The organism is Brevibacillus fortis, from assembly GCF_003013395.1.
Taxonomy (GTDB): Bacteria; Bacillota; Bacilli; order Brevibacillales; family Brevibacillaceae; genus Brevibacillus; species Brevibacillus fortis.
In genome coordinates this window covers 57537-77311 of the sequence record NZ_PXZM01000031.1, presented here as the reverse complement: position 1 = coordinate 77311, position 19775 = coordinate 57537, and the positions used below count along the sequence as shown (strand labels likewise).

16 protein-coding genes are annotated in these 19775 nt (G+C 47.7%); all 16 read right to left on the bottom strand.

The features are described 5' to 3' along the window. Positions 1–33: 33 nt before the first annotated feature. The 16 genes from C7R93_RS19245 to ispG all read right to left on the bottom strand — a co-directional run bounded on the left by C7R93_RS19245 (position 34) and on the right by ispG (position 19737). Positions 34–1011, bottom strand: coding sequence for a polysaccharide deacetylase family protein (locus C7R93_RS19245; RefSeq protein WP_106840327.1), 978 nt, complete (start codon positions 1009–1011; stop codon positions 34–36). Between the two features lie 154 nt (positions 1012–1165). Further along, entirely contained in the window at positions 1166–3298 is a 2133-nt protein-coding gene (gene pnp / locus C7R93_RS19240; protein WP_106840326.1) for a polyribonucleotide nucleotidyltransferase, read from the bottom strand. Between the two features lie 266 nt (positions 3299–3564). Next, positions 3565–3834, bottom strand: a complete 270-nt coding sequence (rpsO, locus tag C7R93_RS19235; protein ID WP_015891708.1) for a 30S ribosomal protein S15 — start codon at positions 3832–3834, stop codon at positions 3565–3567. A 133-nt stretch (positions 3835–3967) separates the two neighbouring features. Next, entirely contained in the window at positions 3968–4909 is a 942-nt protein-coding gene (locus tag C7R93_RS19230) for a bifunctional riboflavin kinase/FAD synthetase (RefSeq protein ID WP_106840325.1), read from the bottom strand. Between the two features lie 3 nt (positions 4910–4912). Next, positions 4913–5839, bottom strand: coding sequence for a tRNA pseudouridine(55) synthase TruB (gene truB, locus C7R93_RS19225; RefSeq protein WP_106840324.1), 927 nt, complete (start codon positions 5837–5839; stop codon positions 4913–4915). Beyond that, positions 5832–6827, bottom strand: a complete 996-nt coding sequence (locus tag C7R93_RS19220) for a DHH family phosphoesterase (protein WP_106840323.1) — start codon at positions 6825–6827, stop codon at positions 5832–5834. The genes truB and C7R93_RS19220 overlap by 8 nt, the downstream gene beginning before the upstream one ends. Beyond that, positions 6817–7182 carry a 30S ribosome-binding factor RbfA gene (gene rbfA / locus C7R93_RS19215; RefSeq protein ID WP_007719226.1) on the bottom strand — a complete coding sequence of 122 codons (366 nt, stop codon included), beginning with the start codon at positions 7180–7182 and terminating at the stop codon, positions 6817–6819. Before rbfA ends, C7R93_RS19220 begins: the two co-directional genes overlap by 11 nt. A gap of 26 nt (positions 7183–7208) precedes the next feature. Then, positions 7209–7490 (bottom strand): DUF503 domain-containing protein, encoded by a 282-nt coding sequence (locus tag C7R93_RS19210; RefSeq protein ID WP_016743352.1) that lies wholly within the window; start codon positions 7488–7490, stop codon positions 7209–7211. Beyond that, the gene (gene infB / locus C7R93_RS19205) at positions 7490–10063 is read right to left on the bottom strand and encodes a translation initiation factor IF-2 (protein WP_106840322.1); all 2574 of its coding nucleotides are present in this window, start codon (positions 10061–10063) and stop codon (positions 7490–7492) included. Before infB ends, C7R93_RS19210 begins: the two co-directional genes overlap by 1 nt. A 21-nt stretch (positions 10064–10084) precedes the next feature. Next, positions 10085–10384, bottom strand: a complete 300-nt coding sequence (locus C7R93_RS19200; RefSeq protein ID WP_106840321.1) for a YlxQ family RNA-binding protein — start codon at positions 10382–10384, stop codon at positions 10085–10087. After that, positions 10381–10671, bottom strand: a complete 291-nt coding sequence (gene rnpM, locus C7R93_RS19195) for an RNase P modulator RnpM (RefSeq protein WP_106840320.1) — start codon at positions 10669–10671, stop codon at positions 10381–10383. The genes C7R93_RS19200 and rnpM overlap by 4 nt, the downstream gene beginning before the upstream one ends. Positions 10672–10673: 2 nt before the next feature. Then, positions 10674–11765, bottom strand: coding sequence for a transcription termination factor NusA (gene nusA / locus C7R93_RS19190; RefSeq protein WP_007719234.1), 1092 nt, complete (start codon positions 11763–11765; stop codon positions 10674–10676). Between the two features lie 53 nt (positions 11766–11818). Further along, positions 11819–12277, bottom strand: coding sequence for a ribosome maturation factor RimP (gene rimP / locus C7R93_RS19185; protein ID WP_106653487.1), 459 nt, complete (start codon positions 12275–12277; stop codon positions 11819–11821). Positions 12278–12444: 167 nt separating this feature from the next. After that, positions 12445–16749, bottom strand: a complete 4305-nt coding sequence (locus C7R93_RS19180; protein ID WP_106840319.1) for a PolC-type DNA polymerase III — start codon at positions 16747–16749, stop codon at positions 12445–12447. Between the two features lie 116 nt (positions 16750–16865). Continuing rightward, positions 16866–18611 carry a proline--tRNA ligase gene (locus C7R93_RS19175; protein ID WP_146142436.1) on the bottom strand — a complete coding sequence of 582 codons (1746 nt, stop codon included), beginning with the start codon at positions 18609–18611 and terminating at the stop codon, positions 16866–16868. A gap of 43 nt (positions 18612–18654) precedes the next feature. Further along, positions 18655–19737, bottom strand: coding sequence for a flavodoxin-dependent (E)-4-hydroxy-3-methylbut-2-enyl-diphosphate synthase (gene ispG / locus C7R93_RS19170; RefSeq protein ID WP_106840317.1), 1083 nt, complete (start codon positions 19735–19737; stop codon positions 18655–18657). Positions 19738–19775: the final 38 nt, after the last annotated feature.

The window sequence follows — 19775 nt, the reverse complement described above, 5'->3', positions numbered from 1 at the left end:
CTTCCTTTGTCTCCACAATAAATGAACATGTATTTACGGTGACGGGAGTCTACGACTCGATATGACCTCCGAAACAGTTGTCGGCTGTAGCCCCTTCTTTTTGGCGATCGTCAGAAGTTGATCTAAACTGGCTTCTGAAGTAGAAGTAGGATGCATGAGTATGAGGACACCATTCCCCATTTTGCGGCTTATTTTATTGATCACAGAAGCAGGCGAAGGTTTCTGCCAGTCTACCGTATCTGCCGTCCATAGAATCGTCTTCATTTGAAAAGACGAATGCGCGATTTGTACAACGCGTTGGTTAAAAGCACCCGATGGCGGTGCAAACAGTGAAGACTTCACTTCCAGTGTTTTAAAAATAACATCTTGCGTACGACTTATCTCTTGATGTATCCGTTGTGTACCCAGTGTGTTCATATCGGGATGGGAATACGCATGATTACCAATCTCATGGCCACGAGCCATAATCTTTTTTGCTTCTTCCGGGTAACGTTTTACCCAAGAGCCATCCAGAAAGAATGTTGTCTTTACCTTGTGTTTATCGAGTGTATTGAGCATCGAATCGAGATACTCATTACCCCAAGCCACGTTGATCATGAAAGAAATTACTGGTTTATTTGGATTTCCTCGGTAGATGGGATGTGCTCCCAATTGCTCAAGCGAAACAGCTGGAGGTACTTCCTTGTATACCAGCAAATCCGAACTGGACACACCCGCAGCCAGCAATTTATTGAGCGATGCTTCTACATCGACTATACGGCCATTATAGCCGGGAATGGCCTTCCACGTCTGATCGACGACGGCATCTATCGGCTGTTCTTCTCTGCCCTCTTTCCACTTTTCAATCTGCGCCCGTAAACGCACTTTTTCGTTTTCGTTGATGTCGCCATTCACTACTTGGACATTTTTAATCGTACTGATGTAATGATGAATAGGCTGATAATTCAAGAGAACGATCAGCACTGCTCCATATACAACTATGAACAAAAGTCTCCTGGTCCTATTCGTCATTAGGGCGTCGCCCTCCTCTATCGCTCGTACGAGTCTCTCTTGTCCAATGTATGAGGGGAAGAAACGACTTAGACATACGAAACGGGAGCATCTTGCACAAAAAAAAAGCTTCCGTACACGAATTTCTTCGAGTGACGAAGCCTTTTGTTTTTCTTTATTCTGCTTTTGTTGGTGTTTCTGCAGCTTGCTCTTTCAAAACTGCTTTGCGAGAGAGATTTACACGACCTTGGTCGTCGATCTCGGTCACTTTCACTTCTACTTTATCACCAACTGCGACAACATCTTCTGTTTTGGCTACACGCTCTTCAGCCAGTTGAGAGATGTGGCACAAGCCTTCCTTGCCTGCGAACAACTCGATGAACGCACCGTACTTCTCTACGCGTTTTACTGTTCCCAGATACACCTGACCAACAGCTACTTCACGAACCAGATCTTCAATGATTTGTTTCGCGCGCAGATTCGCTTCGTGGTTGATGGATGCGATGAAGACTCGTCCATCTTGTTCGATGTCGATTTTTACGCCGGTTTCTTCGATAATCTTATTGATGACACGACCTTGTGGACCGATTACATCGCGAATTTTCTCCGGATTGATCGTCATGGTCATGATTTTTGGTGCATAAGGAGACAGTTCTTTACGCGGTTCGGAAATCGTGCTCATCATATGGTTCAGGATGTGCAAACGACCTACACGCGCTTGCTCCAAGGACAGCTCTAAAATCTCACGGTTGATGCCGGAAATTTTGATGTCCATTTGGATAGCTGTTACGCCAGTCTCAGTACCCGCTACTTTGAAATCCATGTCGCCCAAATGATCTTCCATACCTTGAATATCAGACAAGATCGAGAAAGATTTCTCATCTTTGCTCATGATCAAGCCCATCGCAATACCTGCTACTGGTGCTTTGATCGGTACACCTGCATCCATCAAAGCAAGTACGCTCGCGCAAATCGACGCTTGCGATGTGGAACCATTGGATTCAATGACTTCTGATACGAGACGAATCGTGTATGGGAACTCTACCTCAGATGGAATGATCGGCTCGATTGCACGCTCACCCAACGCACCGTGTCCGATTTCACGACGCCCTGGAGGACGCAACGGACGTGCTTCACCCACGCTATACGGCGGGAAGTTGTAGTGATGCATGAAACGCTTCGATTCTTCCAGACCGAGTCCATCGAGAATTTGAACATCTCCCAGCGCGCCCAATGTGCAAACGCTCAGCGCCTGTGTTTGACCGCGGGTAAACATAGCAGAGCCATGTGTACGGGAAAGAATGGTTGTCTCACTGGACAGCGGGCGGATTTCGTTCAGAGCTCGTCCATCAGGGCGAACTTTATCGTCAGTAATCAGACGGCGAACCTCATCCTTGACAATATTGCCAAGTACTTCGCTAATCATCTTTTCCTGCTCTGGATATGCCTCAGGGTCCTTGGCTGCAAAATGCTCTTTGGTTTCTGCCTTGATATCGTCAATAGCATCGTAGCGCGCTTGTTTTTCTTCGATACGAACAGCTTCTTTCAAGCGAGCTTCCGCAAATGCACGCACAGCCTGATCGATTTCAGGATCAACCTCATGCAAGATGACTTCCATCTTTTGCTTGCCAATTTCGGACACGATCATGTTCTGGAATTCTACCAGTTGCTTAATAACGTCATGGCCTGCCATGATCGCTTCGAGCATCACTGCTTCCGGCACTTGATTCGCAGCTGCTTCCACCATGTTAATCGCTTTGTGCGTACCTGCGACAGTCAGGTGAATATCGCTTTTCTCCGCTTGCGCTACAGTAGGGTTAATGACAAACTCTCCGTCAATTCGTCCTACGATCACTCCTGCAATCGGACCTTCAAAAGGAATCTCCGAAACGCATAGCGCTGCGGAAGTACCGATCATCGCTGCGATTTCTGGTGAGCAGTCTTGATCCACAGACAGAACAGTATTTACGATTTGTACATCGTTACGGAATCCTTCTGCAAAAAGAGGGCGAACAGGGCGGTCAATCAAGCGGCTAGCCAAAATCGCCTTTTCGCTTGGACGTCCTTCTCTTTTAATAAAGCCGCCAGGAATTTTCCCAACCGCGTAGAGACGCTCCTCATAGTTGACAGTCAGTGGAAAGAAGTCAAGTGGTTTTGGTTCCTTCGAGACTGTAACTGCAGACAGGATTGCTGTATCGCCGTAACGAACCAAGACCGAACCATGCGCCTGTTTAGCCATTTTGCCAAATTCCAGGGTCAGTTTTCGGCCTGCCAGTTCGAAGTCATATGTACGGTATTGTTGCTCCATGATGATAGCAGTCCTCCTTCACAACAATGTGCATTTCACACTTTGTTTTCTACCTATATGTATTATTTCCTGCCGTGATAAAAATTAAATGGGTACCTTTGGCAGTCGTTCTAGATAATAAAAAAAGCTTCTTTTGTGAAGCTCATGCAAGTAAGCAAATTGTTTCTAGCTTTTTACTCGTTTCGGATGGGCTTAGCGCATTGCTACGCCAAACCCTCCTACACGATAGAAAAAGCGGGAAGAACCCGCTTTTTACAAAACGCTGATTAGCGGCGCAGACCCAGACGGTCTACTACCGAACGATAGCGTTGAACATCTGCTTCACGCAGGTATGTCAACAGGTTACGACGTTGACCAACCATTTTCAAGAGACCACGACGGCTGTGGTGATCTTTCTTGTGCGTACGCAAGTGTCCGTTCAGATTGTTAATGTTTTCGGTCAAGATAGCGATTTGCACTTCCGGTGAACCGGTGTCGTTCTCATGAGTACGGAACTCTTGAATCAGTTGAGTTTTACGTTCTTGAGTCAATGCCATCATGACTCACCTCCTCATTTTTTATACCGTTCGCCGAGTCTGCCGTCGGTGAGAATCGGACAGCCAAGCTACGGTTATCTGTACAACGTTTTGAATTATAGCATACCATTTTGTGAAAAGCAAAGAGAATCCTTTACGAGATTCCCTCTGCAAATTTTTGCTTCGCCGTTTGTACATCTCGTCCAATTTGCGCGATAAGTGCATCGACTCCAGCAAATTTCTGTTCCTCCCGAATGTAGAAGAGGAACTCTACTTCTACTTCTTTGTCATAGATTTCACCGGAGAACTCAAAAATGTGCACCTCTAGTGACTTTTCTTTTTTCTCCAGTTCAAATGTAGGCTTGATTCCTACGTTCATGACACCATAGTAGCTTTGTTCATCCACGGTAAAGCGAACACCGTAGACCCCATTCTTTCCGATCAAATACGGCTGATTCACTTGGACGTTAGCTGTAGGAAAGCCAATGGTACGACCGCGTTTGTCTCCATGCACGACTGTCCCGCGCACTTTGTAGGAGCGGCCAAGTAGATGGCGTACCTGCTCAACATCTCCATGATGAAGATACTCACGGATGATGGTACTGCTAACTTTTTCACCCAAGCGATTTACCGGCCCCACTATGTCGAGCCCATAACGACCTTTGCTCATTTCTTGCAAGGTATGGGCAGTCCCCATCCCGCGATAACCAAAGGTGTAGTCGAAGCCAACGACAATATGGCGGCATTCCAATGGGAGAATGCACTCTGCGATGAAATCTTCTGGATAAATAGCCGCAAAGCCAATATCGAACTTCATCACATAAGTGGTGTCTATGCCCATTTTTTCAAATTGCTCGAGCTTGTCTTCAAGTGGTGTCAAATAGCGGGTATAACCGCTTTGCCCCAATACTTCTCGAGGATGCGGATCAAAGGTCACTACCGTACTTTGCCATCCGTTTGCTTTCGCTGTATCAATCGCCTTTTGGATCACACGGCGATGCCCAATATGTACACCATCAAAGTACCCCAGTGCAATCGCACAAGGATTCGCTTGCAGGTCAGACGGAAACGGGTATGTCAGGTAGATCGTTTTCACGGATTACACCTCGGCTGGAAAGACTTTTTCTGGCTTGGCGAAAAGTCCTTTGTCTCCACGGCATACGCGATGGATGCCGAGTAATTCTTCCCCTGCAAACAAGCAAATCAAACTTCCTTCCTCCGCAGTGACGCCTGGAAGCGCGGTCGCAAGTCCATTGCGCACTGCTTTGGTCCGGTCTGGCTTGACCTGAAACGATGGTAAGAATGAGATTGCCTGAGGGATGGAGACCAAGTAGCGGGAAATGTCTTCCCCGTTTGCTGCCTGTTCCTCAATTTGCTGGAGAGGGATTGCCTCTTGCTCCAGGAACGGGCCGCTTTTTATTCGCCGCAACAGCTTCATATGGGCAGGATAACCCAGAGCGCGTCCGAGGTCAACACATAAGGTGCGCATGTATGTGCCTTTGGAGCACGTGCACGTGAATGCAACATCGACAGTGTCCCCATCCACGCTAATCTTATGAAGTGTCAGCTCATACAACGTCACTTTTCGTGCCTGCCGCTCGATCACGGTGCCTTCACGAGCCAGGTCATACAGCCGCTTGCCGTTTACCTTTACCGCAGAGAACATGGGAGGCACTTGCTCCATTTCACCCAAAAAGGATTCCAACAGCGCTTGAATACGCTCCGTCGTAATCGATGCTACATCTACAGTACCTTGCTCCACCACTTCTCCAGAAGCGTCTTCTGTCGTGGTAGTTGAACCGAGGCGCATGACTACATCATAGCGCTTAGGCAGCTCTTGCAAATATTCAACTAGCCTCGTTGCGTGTCCCACACAAATGGGGAGTACACCTGTCACATCTGGATCCAGTGTACCTGTATGCCCCACTTTTTTCGTGCCATATAATCGACGAATACGTGCTACACAATCATGGGAAGTCATACCAGCTGGTTTGTCGATAACCAGCACGCCGTTCACGTTATTCATCGAATTTCACTCCTACTGCATCGTCCAGCACAGTCCATACTTTTTGCTGTACTTCTGAAAGTGGTCCTTTGATCGTGCAACCCGCTGCTTTTGCATGTCCACCGCCACCGAGCTGTTTAGCAATGACAGCTACATCAACCCGATCGCGAGCGCGCATGCTCACCTTGACCACTCCCGATTCCGCTTCCACAAAAGAAACGCCGACTTCGACTCCTTCAATGTTGCGACAGTAATTCACCAATCCACCAGCATCTTCTCGCTCCGCACCCACTTCGGCAAAATCTGCGGTAGAAACAGTGATGGAGGCAACCATATTTTGATGGGACAGTTGCAAGGTTTGAAGAGCGCGTCGCAAAACCTTCACATGGGCAAAAGTGATTTCCTCCAGGCAACGCTCTGCTACGTCTCCTGGCTTCACACCGTATCCGAGCAATCGAGCTGCGATTTCCATGACGCGCGGCGATGTATTCGAATAGCGGAAACCGCCTGTATCCGTCAGAAGGCCCGTATAGATGCACAGCGCAAGCTCTTCATTGAAAGAAACCCCTGCTGCTTCTGCAACATCAAACAATATCTCTGCTGTTGCGGCTGCCTCCGGACGAACCAGGTTTACCGTTCCAAAATGATCGTTGGTCGGGTGGTGATCGATATTCAGCAAAGCAGCGCCAGACGCAAATAAAGACCGTACATCGCCCATCCGCGATTCATCCGCGCAGTCTACGGCGATAACGGCCCCGAACGTCTCGTTCAGCGGTTGTTTGCGCAGGTTATAAAGTCGGTCAAACCGCGGCAAGAAGTTGAACTTGACCGGAGTCTCTCCTTCGTTTACAACCACATACTCTTTACCCAATTGCTCTAGCATGAGCACGACTCCCAAAGCAGATCCTGTCGCATCTCCGTCAGGACTTACATGAGAGAGAACCAGGAAGCGGTCGTGCTCCTGCATAAACCGAGCCGCTTCCTGTACTACCATTTGATTAGGATTCATCCTGTTTCTCTCCCTCTGTGGAGATTTCCCGCAGGATTGATTCAATTTTGCTGCCATAGTCAATTGACTCGTCCAGCTTGAATACAAAATCAGGAATGTGACGTAGCTTTACGCGTTTCCCGATCTCCGTACGCAAGTAACCTTTTGCTTTTGTCAAACCGGCAAGAGAAGCTTTACGCTCTTCCTCACTGCCAAAAATGCTGACAAATACTTTTGCCAATTGCAGGTCACTGCTTACCTCTACATCTGTTACCGTTACGAAACCGACACGAGGATCTTTGAGTCCACGCTGCAATACGAGGCTCAATTCTTTTTTGATTTCTTCGCCTACGCGGCTAATCCGTGTTTTGTTCATCGATTTTCACCTCCGCTGACTGCTCTTTAATCGTAGTATTCCGTATCCACGCGAATCAACTCTACCTCTGGATGGTTTTCCACGAATCGAATGACAGCCTGCATTTCTTGTTGTAAAAAAGAGATCTCATTAGCAACGGCAGCGATACCTAACACGGTACGCTGCCATTGCTCGAGATAAGCCACCTCTGCCGCGGAGACATGAAATCGGCTCCGCAGCTTGCCGATCAGACTTTTGACGATGGCCCGTTTTTCTTTCAGGTTTTGGCTAGCGGGCAGAAACAGTTCAATCTGCACACCTGCTATCATTATTGTTTCACTTCAACCATGACGAATGCTTCGATTACGTCGCCGATTTTGAGGTCATTGAAGCGTTCCAAAGTCAGACCGCACTCATAGCCAGCTGCAACGTCTTTCGCATCATCTTTGAAGCGCTTGAGGGTATCGAGCTTACCTTCATAAATCACAATGCCTTCACGGATCAAACGCGCACCAGCATCGCGGCTCAATTTACCTTCAGTCACATAGCAACCTGCAATGTTTCCGACTTTGGATACTTTGAACACTTCACGAATCTCAGCTTGGCCGATAATATTTTCTTTGAAGACTGGATCAAGCATACCTTTGAGAGCAGACTCGATCTCTTCGATTACAGTGTAGATGACACGGTGCAGGCGAATGTCGATTTTCTCTTGTTCAGCCATGCTGCGTGCATTCGGTTCAGGACGTACGTTGAAACCAATGATGATGGCATTCGAAGCATTTGCCAAGGTAACATCGGATTCCGTAATCGCCCCAGCACCTGTATGAATGATTTTCACACGCGTGCCGTTGACATCGATTTTTTCCAAAGAACCGCGCAGAGCTTCTACAGAACCTTGTACGTCACCTTTTACAATCAGGTTCAACTCTTTGATGTCGCCTTCTTGGATGTGTTGGAACAAGTCATCCAAAGATACGCGGGAGCTCTCACGACGCTCGGATTCACGCTGCTTGGATGCACGTGCTTCCCCGATTGCGCGAGCCTTTTTCTCGTCTTCAAAGACACGGAATTGGTCACCTGCTTGTGGTACATCATTCAGACCAGTAATTTCTACTGGGGTAGATGGACCAGCTTCCTTCAGGCGGCGTCCTTTATCGTTAACCATGGCACGTACACGACCGAAGGCAGAACCTACAACGATAGGATCACCTACGCGGAGAGTACCTTGTTGAACCAGGATGGTTGCAACTGGACCGCGTCCCTTGTCAAGCTCTGCTTCCACTACAGTACCACGAGCACGCTTGTCTGGGTTTGCTTTCAGTTCTTGTACTTCGGATACGAGCAAGATGTACTCAAGCAGTTCTTCAATACCTGTACGTTGCTTTGCGGACAATGGGGAGAAAATCGTCTCGCCGCCCCACTCTTCGGCAACCAGCTCATACTCGGTCAACTCTTGCTTGATACGATCCATATTGGCTTCTGGTTTATCAATCTTGTTTACCGCTACGATGATAGGAACATTTGCCGCTTTTGCATGGCTGATTGCCTCTACGGTTTGCGGCATAACACCATCATCTGCTGCAACTACCAGAATGGTAATGTCTGTAATTTGAGCACCACGAGCACGCATGGTTGTGAAGGCCGCGTGACCTGGAGTATCCAGGAAAGTAATTTTCTTTCCTTTAATCTCGACTTGGTAGGCACCAATGTGCTGGGTAATTCCGCCTGCTTCTCCTGCTACCACGTTGGTAGAGCGGATCGCATCGAGCAAAGTTGTCTTCCCGTGGTCAACGTGACCCATGATCGTAACAACAGCCGGGCGTTCCAAAAGGCTTTCTGGTGCATCAACTTCTTCCAACGTCTCGAAGTTAGTCTCATCGATGATGATTTTTTCTTCGACTTCAATACCGTAATCCGTGCAAATGAGTTCAATGGCATCGCGATCGAGGTATTGGTTAATCGTTGCCATGATCCCCAAGTTAAACAACTTTTTGATTACTTCTGCAGGTTCTTTGCGAAGCTTAACAGCCAATTCGTTTACAGTCAAAGACTCTGTAAATGTGATCTTTGTTGGTGGGTCAAAAACAGGACGCGGTGCCTTTTGACCACCACGCGAATTATTGCCACGGCGGTTGTTGTTGTAGCGGTTATTACCACCACCACGGAACGGCTGACTTTTTTTATTATCTTCAAAAGTCTTTTGAGTTTGTGGTGCCTTTTTGATTTTCTCACGTTTTTCCGTACCCACGTTTGAAGGAAGGTTCACTTTATCTTCAAACTCTTCCCCAGTGCGACCCTCTGTCTGATTCGCAGCGGATTGCTGTTGAGGACGCTGTTGGTTTTGTGGTCTTTGTTGATTTTGTGGGCGTTGCTGGTTTTGCGGTCTTTGTTGGTTCTGAGAGCGTTGCTGATTGTTCTGTGGCTTGCGGTCAGTCGGCTTTGCAGGTTGACTTCTCATATTGTTTGGTTTTCTCTCCTGATTCTTCCCCTGATTTTTTCCATGCTGAGGACTATTTTGATCGGAATTGCTACCTCCACTGTTGATAGCTGGACGATTGGTGTTTGAGGTACTTCCTCCACGATCGTTATTTGGTTTGTCATTTCTAACCGTTTGAGCTTGCCCCGCTTGCTGCTGGGGTTTGATCTGTTGTCCTCTGGAGTCGTTGGGGCGTCGTTGATCGTCCGTTTGTTTGGGTCTTGCATCACTAGGTGTGCTACGCGTTTCCGGTTTGGCACCAGAACGCAATTTGGCCATGTGATCCTCGATCCGCTTAATCGTCCCTTCTTCCATGATACTCATATGATTTGCTACTTCTATATTCAATCGCTTTAGCAAATTGAGGATTTCCTTGCTGCTCATGTTGTGCTGTTTGGCATATTCATACACACGTGTCTTCAAATATACTTCACCCTTTCTAAGTTAGGTGAGCAGACGCTGAATGCTTTCGGCCAATTTCCCATCGGTTACCGCCACGGTAACGCGCCCATCTTTTCCGATTGCGTGTCCCAATGAATGTCGGTCGCCAGTGGTTACACATGAGACACCGTAATAGGAACATTTATCCTTTACTTTCTTGGCGGTATTGTCTGATGCATCTGATGCGAGCAAAACCAGGCGGGCCTGCCCATTACGAATAGCGGTAATGACCAGTTCCTCCCCAGTGACGATCTTTCTCGCACGCATCGCCAATCCGAGTAATTGTGCTGCTTTTGGGGTCATTTTCCCATCATCTCCAGCCATTTCTCACGGAAAGCATCATACTTTTCTTGGGAGATGGACATATTGAGGGCACGTTCCAGCACTTTTTTCCATTTTCCCGATGCGAACGCATCCGGCTTCAGACAGCTTTCCTGCCGACACACATAGGTACCGCGTCCCGCCGCCCTTCCAGTAAGATCGATAATGATCTCTTCTTCTGGCGTCCGGACGACGCGGATTAATTCCTTTTTCGGAAACATTCCTTGGCAAACAATGCACTTACGCAACGGGATCTTTTTTTGCTTCATGATTATTCGTTGTCCGTCCCTTCATCGCTCTCTACTTCTTTTGGATAAGCGATGCCTTCTTGGTCGGCTTGGGACTCGCTCTTGATATCGATCTTCCAGCCGGTCAGCTTTGCTGCTAGACGTGCGTTTTGGCCGCGCTTACCAATCGCCAGTGACAATTGATAATCGGGAACGATCACACGTGTAACCTTCTCCGCAACGTTAACCTCAACATGCAGCACCTTTGCAGGGCTAAGTGCATTGGCTACGTACTCGGCTGGATCTTCAGACCAACGAACAATGTCGATCTTCTCGCCTTTAAGCTCTGTAACGATCGTTTGGACACGCATGCCCTTTGGACCCACACATGCTCCAACTGGATCTACATCTGCATTGATCGAATGAACAGCAATCTTCGAACGATCACCTGCTTCACGTGCTACAGACTTGATTTCAACCACACCGTCATATATTTCTGGCACTTCTAATTCAAAGAGGCGCTTCAAGAGCCCCGGGTGAGTACGGGAAACGACGATTTGCGGTCCTTTAGTGGTTTTCTCTACTTTGATGATGTATGCCTTCACCCGATCTTGTGATTTAAAATCTTCGGATGGCATTTTTTCAGTGATCGGCATAACAGCTTCAGCCTTACCCAGATCAATGTAATAATTGCGAGCGTCCATACGTTGAACGACGCCAGTTACGATATCGTCTTCACGCTCAATAAACTCGCTGTAGATCAAACCGCGCTCCGCTTCACGAATGCGCTGTGTAACCACTTGCTTCGCTGTCTGAGCGGCAATACGACCGAAATCACGAGGCGTTACCTCGATTTCTACGATGTCCTCCAGACGGAAGTTAGGATCGATTTCTTGTGCTGCTTCTTGAGAGATCTCAAGCCGCACGTCCAAAACCTCTTCGACTACGCTCTTCCGCGCAAACACACGCACCATACCTGAATGACGATTTACATCCACCCGCACATTTTGGGCCGAGTTGAAGTTACGTTTGTATCCAGAGATAAGAGCCGCTTCGATGGCCTCGATCAGTACGTCTTTGGTGATGCCTTTCTCTCTCTCAATGGCTTCTAAAGCCTCGATAAAATCGCCGTTCATGACTTTCGTTGCCTCCTCCTTTACTTACCACGGGCTAACACTGGCTGCGACAACTAAAAAATAATTGCCATTCTTGCCGTGTCAATTTGCTCTTGGGAAATTACATACGTTTTCTTTGCTTCTTTTACTGTCAGCTTGCCATCCTCATAGGATATCAGTTCGCCTTCGAACGTGGTTGCACCTTCTATTGGCTCTTTTGTTGTGATATGCACATTTCTGCCGACAGCTTTCGTGAAATCCTTATCCTTGCGCAATGGGCGCTCAGCACCCGGCGAAGATACTTCTAAAAAGTATGCAGTAGGGATGGGATCTACTTCGTCTAGTTTTTCGCTCAGCTTCTCGCTGACAAGGCGGCAGTCATCAATGTCGATGTTGCCAGTTTCATTGTCGATAAACACGCGCAGAAACCAGTTGCTGCCTTCCTTTTTGTACTCGATGTCAACCAGCTCCAGGCCCACTTCTTCAACAATGGGCGTGACGAGTTCAGTGACGATGCTCGTTACCTTGCTCAAGCAAGTACCTCCTTCTCATTTGAACCATGAGGTGTAGCCAGAAAGAAAGAGTGGGTTTCCCCACTCTCGATCAGCCATGCGTATAAAACCAGTATTTCCAAAAAAATTATAGCATAACAGCCCTCCGCTGACAACCTTTGGATGACTGTCTGCCTTGACTGTAGGCCTTAGAACAAGGATAGCTGATTAGACTCCGGCAATCCTTTGAGTGCACCCTGCTCGTCCAAGAACTCCAATATGGTCTTGGAGATGCGAGAACGGGATAGGAGGTCTTCCTTAGACAAAAATTCTCCGTGCTCTCTCGCTTGCACGATACTGATCGCTGCGTTCGTCCCTAAACCAGGCAGGGCGTTAAATGGAGCTATCAAGGATTCACCCTCGATCAAGAAGCGAGTGGCGTCTGATTTATACAAATCGACGTTGGTAAAACGGAAGCCACGCTCTATCATCTCCAGCGCCATCTCCAATACAGTCAGCAACGCTTTTTCCTTAGGCTGTGCATCGTGCCCCTTGCCCTCGATCTCTTCGATCTTTTGTTTAATCGCTGCTGAGCCTTTGACCATTAGTGGGATGTCAAAATCATCTGCGCGAACAGTGAAGTAGGTTGCGTAAAACTCAAGTGGCCGATGAACCTTGAAATATGCAATCCGTACAGCCATCATAACGTATGCGGTCGCATGCGCCTTCGGGAACATGTACTTGATTCGCTGGCACGACTGAATATACCATTCTGGCACATTGTTATTGCGCATTTCTTCCTGATCGTCCTCAGGAACCCCTTTACCCTTACGCACGGACTCCATGATTTTAAAGGCACGAGAAGGTTCTAGCCCTTTGTAAATCAAGTACACCATGATATCGTCACGACAACCAATTACGTCTGGCAGCTTGCAAGTTCCATTGCGGATTAAGTCTTGCGCATTGTTCAACCAAACGTCCGTACCGTGTGATAGTCCAGAAATCTGAACGAGCTCGGCAAATGTAGTCGGTTTCGTGTCTTCTAACATCTGACGAACGAATTTGGTACCAAACTCCGGAATGCCAAGTGTCCCCATGTTTGTACCGATTTGTTCCGGTGTGACCCCCAACGCTTCGGTGGTGCTGAAGATGGACATGGTCTTTTTATCGTCGAGTGGAATGGTCTTAGGGTCCATCCCCGTCAAGTCCTGCAGCATACGAATGACGGTCGGATCATCGTGTCCCAGAATATCGAGTTTCAGCAAGTTATCGTGAATGGAGTGGAAGTCGAAATGTGTCGTACGCCATTCTGACTCATTGTCGTCCGCCGGGAACTGTATCGGACAGAAATCCTCAATCTCCATGTAATCTGGAACTACAATAATTCCGCCTGGATGCTGTCCTGTCGTTCTTTTTACACCTGTGCACCCGTTCACGATCCGAGAGATCTCCGCATTACGCAAGGTCATGCCTCGTTCATCGGCATATTTTCGCACGTATCCATACGCTGTTTTTTCCGCAACAGTACCAATCGTTCCGGCACGATAAACGTATTCTGGTCCGAACAGCTCTTGTGTGTACTTGTGAGCGCGTGGCTGATAGTCTCCGGAAAAGTTCAAGTCAATATCCGGTACCTTGTCCCCTTTAAACCCAAGGAACGTTTCGAACGGAATATCTTGTCCATCCTTGGCATAGCTGGTACCACATTCGGTGCATGCCTTGTCCTCCAAGTCAAAACCGGAGGCGATAGAACCGTCTGTGATGAATTCACTGTGCTTGCAGCTTGGGCAACGATAGTGTGGCGGTAATGGATTTACCTCCGTAATTTCAGACATCGTTGCGACAAAAGAAGAACCTACGGACCCACGTGAACCTACCAGATAACCATCATTCAACGACTTTGTTACCAAGCGTTGCGAAATTAAATAAATCACACCAAAACCGTGCTTGATGATACTGTTCAGTTCTTTTTCCAGACGATGCTCTACCAGCTCAGGCAAAGGATCGCCGTACAACAACCGCGCTTTGTCATAGCACATTTGACGTAGCTCGTCGTCCGCTCCTTCAATGATCGGCGTGTACAGCTTGTCTGGAATTGGACTAATATCCTCAATCATATCCGCGATTGCATTCGTGTTCGTCACGACAATTTCTTTTGCGATCTCTTCCCCTAAAAAGGAGAACGACTCTAACATCTCTTCCGTTGTATGGAGGTAAAGCGGTGGCTGGTTGCCTGCAGTCGGATCACCTTTTGACAATAAGAAAACATCACGGAAAATTTCGTCCTGAGGATTCAGAAAATGCACATCCCCTGTCGCTACGACAAGCTTGCCGAGTTCTTTTCCCATCTCTACGATCTTTTGATGATAGCCCTTCATCGTATCAAGCGATGGAATTTCTTCATTACGCAACAGAGGTGAGTAATGAGCAATGGGTTGTAATTCTATATAATCGTAAAAAGCTGCAACTTCTTTCAGCTCTTCAGGTGACTTACCGCGCAAAATCGATTGCATCAGCTCGCCGTCTTTGCATGCTGTCCCGATTACCAAGCCTTCCCGGTACTTGGTCAACTGGCTGCGCTGGATACGAGGCCAACGGAAGAAGGTTTCCACATGGGAGCGGCTTACGAGCTTGTACAAATTTTTGAGGCCTTCTTTATTTTGCACGAGAATCGTCGCATGGAATGGACGGCCGCTCTTGTAGTCCGCCTCTTCGTTGCTTTTTTCATTTAGCTCCGCGAGCGATTGGATCTGTGCTTCCTTTATATCCTTTAACATCTGCTGGAACACCTGGGCAAGTGCCACGGTATCGTCCAACGCACGGTGAGCATTAATTAGATCCACGTTAAACTTTTTGGCTAAAGATCCCAAACGATAATTGCGCATTCCTTTGTACATCAACCGAGCTAATGGCAACGTATCTAAAAATGGATTGTTCCACGGCTCCATGCCAATTCGTTTCGCACATGCGTTGATGAATGCTTTGTCAAACTCCGCGTTGTGCGCGACAAGAATAGCATCGCCAGCAAAATCCTTGAATTTGCGCAGCACTACATCAAGTGTCTCTTGCCCACGAAGCATCTCGTTAGTAATACCCGTGATCTCCGTCGTTTTCGGTCCTATCTCCAATTGTGGGTCAATCAGCTCTGTCCATTGATCAACAATTTCTGCGCCCTTCATTTTGACCGCAGCGATCTCGATGATTGTATGCTCTGAGGCGTTTAACCCCGTCGTCTCCGTATCAAACACGACGTATTCGGTATTTTCATCAATGGAAAGATTATTGTCTGCTTGCAAGTTGTAAACGATATCGATACCATCCTCGACTACGTATGCTTCCATACCGAGAATGCATTTGATGTTGTTCTTTTTCGCGATGGAATACGCCTCTGGAAAAGCCTGCACGACACCATGGTCAGTGACGGCAATTGCTTTATGCCCCCACTTTGCTGCTGTCGAGACCAGTGATTTTACGGATGCAACGGCATCCAGCGCACTCATCGGCGTATGGCAGTGAAGCTCGACACGTTTTTCTTCCGCGTGATCTTTACGAATGACCTGCTCAATCTGGTTCAAATCATTGGCATTCATGACAAGGTCGCGTACAAATGTGTCATGCTGTACACTTCCCCGTACTTTCACCCACATGCCATCTTTCAGCAATTCAAGCATTTTCACGTCTTCTTTATCGCGGGAAAACATCTTCACCGTGAGAGAATCCGTATAGTCTGACACGTTGAACGTGAGCAAATGGCGTCCACTGCGAAGCTCTTTGACTTCTACGTTAAATACTGTTCCTTGGATGACGATACGGCGTTCCTCATCTTGAATCTCGCAAATCGGAACCGGCGCATCTTTGATTTCATAGCCCATCATGAGCGTAGTGACAGCCTCAGCTTTATCAGACGATTTGCTGTCTTGTTGAACAGCCGTCATCACAACTTCGACGAGAGCACGCTCTTCCTCTTTGCGTTGCTCCTCAAAGGCCTTATACGCGTCGTCGCTTTCTTCCCCATGGAAAGTAAAGCGCATCGAGCAATCGGTAGCTTTCTGGAAAGCAGCCAAAAGCTCATTATCCGCACGTTTACGCTTAGCAACTTCAACAGACATCTCCGTTGGCAAGTACACCTTGACTTCTTGTTGGTCGACTTGCTTCCGTGCTTGACGCATCGTAACTGCCAAGGAGTTCAGCGTTGGCTCCAGCCCCGCCAGTAAGACATCCCAATACTCTTCGACTACTTGATCGAGAGACGGCTTTTGGTGATAGCGAAATCGGGTATCTACTTTGGCAAGATGTGAAAATGTATGCGTCAATCGCTTGGTAAAAGCTGCATAAACATCTGCAGGTATCATTCTCGGGAGGGCAAAGTGAAAAACCCATTCTTTGTTTTGCTTATACAGCTCTAGCTTTTCAATCTGAGCATCAAGAAAATATCGCTCCACCCATTCGTCAGGAACCTCCATTTGCTTGACCAATAGGGAGAAGCGATGTTTTTGCTCTTGTAAACGGTCCACGGTTTTCCCACCTTCCCTATAAGTGAGCGTTCAAACAAGAAAAAGAGGCACTCCCCGTTAAACTAGGGGAGTACCCCGTAAAAATTCGACAAAATCCTTCTTATTCCTGCATGCAACTAGTTGCCGAACAACGCAGCTCCAGTTTGGTCAACACGAGATAAGAAACCTTTCACTTCATCGACCAATTGATCCAGCTTCACATCATGTGTTTCACCGTTTTTGCGGATACGCACTTCAATGGTTCCTTCTTGTGCCGCTTTATCGGAAACCGTAATACGCAGAGGCAATCCAATCAAATCAGCATCTTTAAACTTCACACCAGCACGCTCTGGACGATCGTCAAACAAAACTTCTACGCCCGCCTTACGCAATGCTTCTGTAATTTGTTCACTGACTTGGCGTTGCTCTTCTACTTTAACATTGACCGGAATCACATGCACATGGAAAGGTGCAACAGATACAGGCCAAATAATACCATTCTCATCATTGTTCTGCTCGATCACTGCCGCAATTGTACGAGATACACCGATTCCGTAGCAACCCATGATCATCGGTTGACTGCGACCGTTCTCATCCAGGTACGTAGCACCCATCGCTGTCGAGTATTTTGTACCCAGCTTGAATACGTGACCAACTTCCACACCACGTGCAAACTTGATCACGCCGCCTGTACGAGGGCATTCGTCGCCTTCAGTAATGTTGCGCAAGTCAGCGTACTGGGAAACCGTGAAATCACGGCCAGCAACGACGTGTGTCAGATGATAGTCTGTTTCGTTGGCACCAACGACACCATCATAAACATCTTGAACAAAATTGTCCGCGATGATTTCCACTTTTTCAGGATCAATACCAACTGGGCCAACAAAACCTGCAGGCGCCCCTGTTACCGAAACGATATCCGCTTCAGAAGCCAACCCTACGATCGTCGCATCATACAAGTTTTTCAGCTTCACTTCATTGATCTCATGATCGCCGCGCACCAGCACCATAACCAGCTTGTCGTCTACGCGATAAATGAGGCTCTTGATGATTTGCTTCGCTTCTATTTGCAGTGCTTGTACCAATTGGTCGATCGTTTTGGTGCCAGGCGTATGCAATTTTTCTCGAGCTGGCGCTTCGGTTGCAGGCTTCGCAGATGGCTTGTACACGACTTCTGCCTTTTCCAAGTTGGCCGCATAATCGCCTTCTTCAGAATAAGCAATCGTGTCTTCCCCAATGTCGCACAATGCCATGAATTCATATGTGCCTTTTCCGCCGATTGCACCTGCATCCGCTTCTACTGCACGGAAGTTCAAGCCTACTCGGGTAAAGATGTTTGTATACGCATCGTACATAGCCTGGAAGTTGCGATCCAGACCTTCCTGTGACGCATCAAAAGAGTAAGCATCCTTCATAATAAACTCGCGGCAACGAATCAAACCGAAGCGTGGACGAACTTCATCACGGAACTTGGTTTGAATTTGATAAAGGTTGATCGGGAGTTTCTTGTAGGAGTTAATTTCATCACGCACGAGACTCGTAATGACTTCTTCGTGGGTTGGACCCAAGGCAAAAGGACGATCATGACGATCACGCAGGCGAACGAGCTCGGGACCATATACATCCCAGCGACCCGTTTGATGCCACAGCTCAGCTGGTTGCATCGCTGGCATCAACAGCTCTTGTCCCCCAGCATTGTTCATTTCTTCACGCACAATCGCTTGGATTTTGTGCAAGGAACGGAGCGCCAGGGGCAGGTACGTATAAATACCGGAAGCCAATTGGCGGGCCATACCTGCGCGGAGCAGCAGCTTGTGGCTGGCAATCTCCGCGTCGGATGGCACTTCCCGCAGGGTAGGGATCAACATTTGACTTTGCTTCAACACGTGCGTGTCCTCCTTATGCCTTATCAGCAATCAACGTGCTTTACCCTACAGTTGTAGGTTTTTGCTCGTTTACTATTTCGTTAATTTCTTTCATCAGCTCTTCAAACAACTCGGTTTCTTTTACTTTCCGAACAATTTCACCATTACGGAAAATCAAGCCCTCGCCATTTCCGCCGGCAACACCTACATCTGCTTCACGAGCTTCACCAGGGCCATTTACTGCGCAACCCATTACCGCTACTTTTAACGGAACTTTCAGCGTGGAAACGGCTTCCTCGACTTTTGTTGCCAGGCCGATCAGATCAATTGCGCATCGACCGCAAGATGGGCATGCAATGACAACTGGATCGTTGTTCACGATATCCAAGCTGCGAAGGATTTGTTTCCCTACTTTAATTTCTTCAACAGGATCAGCCGTCAGGGATACTCGAATGGTGTCACCGATTCCCATCGACAATACCGTTCCGATTCCAACTGAAGACTTAATGCTGCCCGAAAACTGTGTACCTGCTTCTGTCACACCAACGTGCAACGGGTAGTTACGCTTCTGTGCCATCAACGAATATGTTTGGATCATCGTCGGTACATCAGAAGACTTCAAGGAAATGACAATGTTGTCGTAGTTCAAGTCTTCCAGAATTTGCACGTGGTCCATCGCACTTTCTACGATCGCTTCCGGAGAAGGATACCCGTATTTTTCCAAAAGTCTTCTCTCAACTGAGCCTGAGTTGACTCCGATACGGATTGGAACATTACGCTCACGGCACGCTTCCACTACGCGTTGCGTTTTTTCTTTCGAACCGATGTTTCCCGGATTAATCCGGATTTTATCAATCCCGCTCTCCAGCGCAATCAATGCGAGCTTGTGGTCGAAGTGAATGTCGGCAACAAGCGGCAATGGGGAGCGTTCTTTAATTTTTTTGATGGCACGGGCTGCATCTTCATTGATGACGGCCAAGCGAACAATTTGGCAACCGACATCGTGCAGTCTCTGAATCTCGGCCAGAGTTTTTTCTACATCACGCGTGTCTGCTGTCGTCATCGACTGGATGACAACGCTTTTTTGGCCCCCGATTTGCACTCCACCTACAAATACCGGTTTCGTCTCCTCGCGCTTGAACATTTTGCACCATCCTTTTACGTATGTCTGTTTTTCTTTCT